This is a genomic window from Janibacter limosus NBRC 16128, from assembly GCF_001570985.1.
Lineage (GTDB): Bacteria > Actinomycetota > Actinomycetes > Actinomycetales > Dermatophilaceae > Janibacter > Janibacter limosus.
Genome location: NZ_BCSS01000080.1, coordinates 1 through 4,144 on the forward strand (window position 1 = coordinate 1; position 4,144 = coordinate 4,144).

Genomic DNA, 4,144 nt, shown 5'->3' on the forward strand with positions numbered 1-4,144 from the left:
GGAACGCACGAGAGCCCCCAACGACTCGTTGGGGGCTCTCGGCTCAATGGTTGTCCGGCTGCGTCCTACTCTCCCACACCGTTCCCAGTGCAGTACCATCGGCGCTGAAGGGCTTAGCTTCCGGGTTCGGAATGGGACCGGGCGTTTCCCCCTCGCTATAACAGCCGAAACTCTATGGAGTTACGTGGGTGTTCCCGACCGTATCTCGGGAACTGCACAGTGGACGCGAGTCATTCTTTTGTTACGCAACAAAGTTGTGTGTGTATCAAGTTATCGGCTTATTAGTACCAGTCAGCTCCATGCATTACTGCACTTCCACATCTGGCCTATCAACCCAGTAGTCTACTGGGAGCCTCTCGGAGCAAGCTCCATGGAAACCTCATCTTGAGACATGCTTCCCGCTTAGATGCTTTCAGCGGTTATCACTCCCGAACGTAGCTAATGAGCGGTGCTCTTGGCAGAACAACTCACACACCAGAGGTTCGTCCAACCCGGTCCTCTCGTACTAGGGTCAGCCTCTCTCAAGTTTCCTACGCGCACAGCGGATAGGGACCGAACTGTCTCACGACGTTCTAAACCCAGCTCGCGTGCCGCTTTAATGGGCGAACAGCCCAACCCTTGGGAGATACTCCACCCCCAGGATGCGACGAGCCGACATCGAGGTGCCAAACCATCCCGTCGATATGGACTCTTGGGGAAGATCAGCCTGTTATCCCCGGGGTACCTTTTATCCGTTGAGCGACGGCGCTTCCACAAGCCACCGTCGGGTCACTAGTTCCGACTTTCGTCCCTGCTTGACTTGTCAGTCTCGCAGTCAAGCTCCCTTGTGCACTTGCACTCGCCACCTGATTGCCAACCAGGCTGAGGGAACCTTTGAGCGCCTCCGTTACATTTTAGGAGGCAACCGCCCCAGTTAAACTACCCACCAGGCAATGTCCCTGATCCGGATCACGGACCGAGGTTAGATATCCAGAACGACCAGAGTGGTATTTCAACGATGACTCCACACACACTGGCGTGCATGCTTCACAGTCTCCCACCTATCCTACACAAGCCGTCCCGAACACCAATACCAAGCTATAGTGAAGGTCCCGGGGTCTTTCCGTCCTGCTGCGCGTAACGAGCATCTTTACTCGTAATGCAATTTCGCCGAGTTCGCGGTTGAGACAGTGGAGAAGTCGTTACGCCATTCGTGCAGGTCGGAACTTACCCGACAAGGAATTTCGCTACCTTAGGATGGTTATAGTTACCACCGCCGTTTACTGGGGCTTAAATTCTCAGCTTCGCTCAAAGAGCTAACCGGTCCTCTTAACCTTCCAGCACCGGGCAGGCGTCAGTCCGTATACATCGTCTTGCGACTTCGCACGGACCTGTGTTTTTAGTAAACAGTCGCTTCTCCCTGGTCTCTGCGGCCCATCTTCCTAGCCCGTAAAGGGCTTCAGAATCCGGGCCCCCCTTCTCCCGAAGTTACGGGGGCATTTTGCCGAGTTCCTTAACCACGATTCACTCGATCGCCTTAGTATTCTCTACTTATCCACCTGAGTCGGTTTGGGGTACGGGCGGCTAGAACCTCGCTAGAGGATTTTCTCGGCAGCATAGGATCACCCTGCTTCCCGCTAAAAGCGGTCACTATCAGGTCTCAGGATATGTGCCAGGCGGATTTGCCTACCTGACTCCCTACACCCTTGGACGTGGACAACCATCGCCACGCGGAGGCTACCTTCCTGCGTCTCCCCATTGCTTGACTACTACCAGATCGGGTCACGCGTTCCACGTACCAGCGAAACCCCGAAGGGTCTCTACGGCACGCTTCAGGCGTTTAGCATCACTGGATTCATCATGGGCGGTTCTTCGCCGGTTCCGGAATATCAACCGGATGTCCATCGACTACGCCTGTCGGCCTCGCCTTAGGTCCCGACTTACCCAGGGCAGATTAGCTTGACCCTGGAACCCTTGGATATTCGGCGGACGGGTTTCTCACCCGTCTTTCGCTACTCATGCCTGCATTCTCACTCGTGTGGCATCCACGACTGGATCACTCCGCCGCTTCACTCGCCACACGACGCTCCCCTACCCATCAACACGCCTGGACACCAAAGGTGCCGAGCAATATGTCAATGCCATAGCTTCGGTGGTGTGCTTGAGCCCCGCTACATTGTCGGCGCGGAATCACTTGACCAGTGAGCTATTACGCACTCTTTAAAGGGTGGCTGCTTCTAAGCCAACCTCCTGGTTGTCACGGCAACTCCACATCCTTTTCCACTTAGCACACGCTTAGGGACCTTAGCTGATGATCTGGGCTGTTTCCCTCTCGACTACGGAGCTTATCCCCCGCAGTCTCACTGCCACGCTCTCACTTACCGGCATTCGGAGTTTGGCTAACGTCAGTAACCTGGTGAGGCCCATTAGCTATCCAGTAGCTCTACCTCCGGTAAGAAACACGTGACGCTGCACCTAAATGCATTTCGGGGAGAACCAGCTATCACGGAGTTTGATTGGCCTTTCACCCCTACCCACAGCTCATCCCCTCAGTTTTCAACCTAAGTGGGTTCGGTCCTCCACGACGTCTTACCGTCGCTTCAACCTGGCCATGGGTAGATCACTCCGCTTCGGGTCTAGACCCAGCGACTCAATCGCCCTATTCGGACTCGCTTTCGCTACGGCTTCCCCACACGGGTTAACCTTGCCACTGAGCACTAACTCGCAGGCTCATTCTTCAAAAGGCACGCCGTCACCCCACAAGGAGGCTTCGACGGATTGTAAGCGCACGGTTTCAGGATCTATTTCACTCCCCTCCCGGGGTACTTTTCACCTTTCCCTCACGGTACTTGTCCGCTATCGGTCACCAGGGAATATTTAGGCTTAGCGGGTGGTCCCGCCAGATTCACACGGGATTTCTCGAGCCCCGTGCTACTTGGGAAATCTTCCATGGAGTCCACACCATTTCGTCTACGGGGGTTCCACCCTCTGTGCCGGGCCATTCAAGACCCTTCGACTATGACATGAATTTTTTACTCCACCACGAAATGTCAGTTCCGTGAAAAAGCTCCCACAACCCCGAACATGCAACGCCTGACAGCTATCACACACATCCGGTTTGGCCTCATCCGCTTTCTCTCGCCAATACTCACGGAATCACTATTGTTTTCTCTTCCTGCGGGTACTGAGATGTTTCACTTCCCCGCGTTCCCTCTACCTGCCCTATATATTCAGGCAGGAGTGACTGGACTTGCCTCCAGCCGGGTTTCCCCATTCGGAAATCCACGGATCACAGTCTGGTTATCGACTCCCCGTGGCTTATCGCAGATTCCTACGTCCTTCTTCGGTTCCTGGTGCCAAGGCATCCACCGTGCGCCCTTAAAAACTTGAGCCACAAAGATGCTCGCGTCCACTGTGTAGTTCTCAACATACGGGCGGCACCTCACCACACGATCACGCCAACACCACAACAGTGATGCGGTACGCGACCAGGCAAGGCCCACAACCAACCCTTAACGGGAAGGCCTTGAAGCTTCACTCGCGTGAACCCTCAGGACCCAACAACGTGTCTTAACCCCCACACCACCCAGACACTTTCCACCACACATAACGTGCAGGTACTCGCCCCATGGACAGAATGAGCGTCAAATAATCGATGTTCCACCCGAGCACCTGGTGTCCCACATTCGAGGACAAACCAGGCTCTGGACCACAACAGTGGCCAGTGCTCCTTAGAAAGGAGGTGATCCAGCCGCACCTTCCGGTACGGCTACCTTGTTACGACTTAGTCCCAATCGCCAGTCCCACCTTCGACGGCTCCCCCCACAAGGGTTGGGCCACCGGCTTCGGGTGTTACCGACTTTCGTGACTTGACGGGCGGTGTGTACAAGGCCCGGGAACGTATTCACCGCAGCGTTGCTGATCTGCGATTACTAGCGACTCCGACTTCATGGGGTCGAGTTGCAGACCCCAATCCGAACTGAGACCGGTTTTTTGGGATTCGCTCCACCTTGCGGTTTCGCAGCCCTTTGTACCGGCCATTGTAGCATGCGTGAAGCCCAAGACATAAGGGGCATGATGATTTGACGTCATCCCCACCTTCCTCCGAGTTGACCCCGGCAGTCTTCCATGAGTCCCCACCATTACGTGCTGGCAACATAGAACG

3 rRNA genes are annotated in these 4,144 nt (G+C 55.2%); all 3 read right to left on the reverse strand.

The features are described 5' to 3' along the window. Positions 1-52: 52 nt before the first annotated feature. A 5S ribosomal RNA gene (gene rrf / locus JLI01S_RS16300) occupies positions 53-169 on the reverse strand. 92 nt (positions 170-261) lie between these two features. Next, positions 262-3,371 (reverse strand): 23S ribosomal RNA (locus tag JLI01S_RS16305). A 343-nt stretch (positions 3,372-3,714) separates the two neighbouring features. Beyond that, positions 3,715-4,144, reverse strand: a 16S ribosomal RNA gene (locus JLI01S_RS16310); the annotation flags it as partial.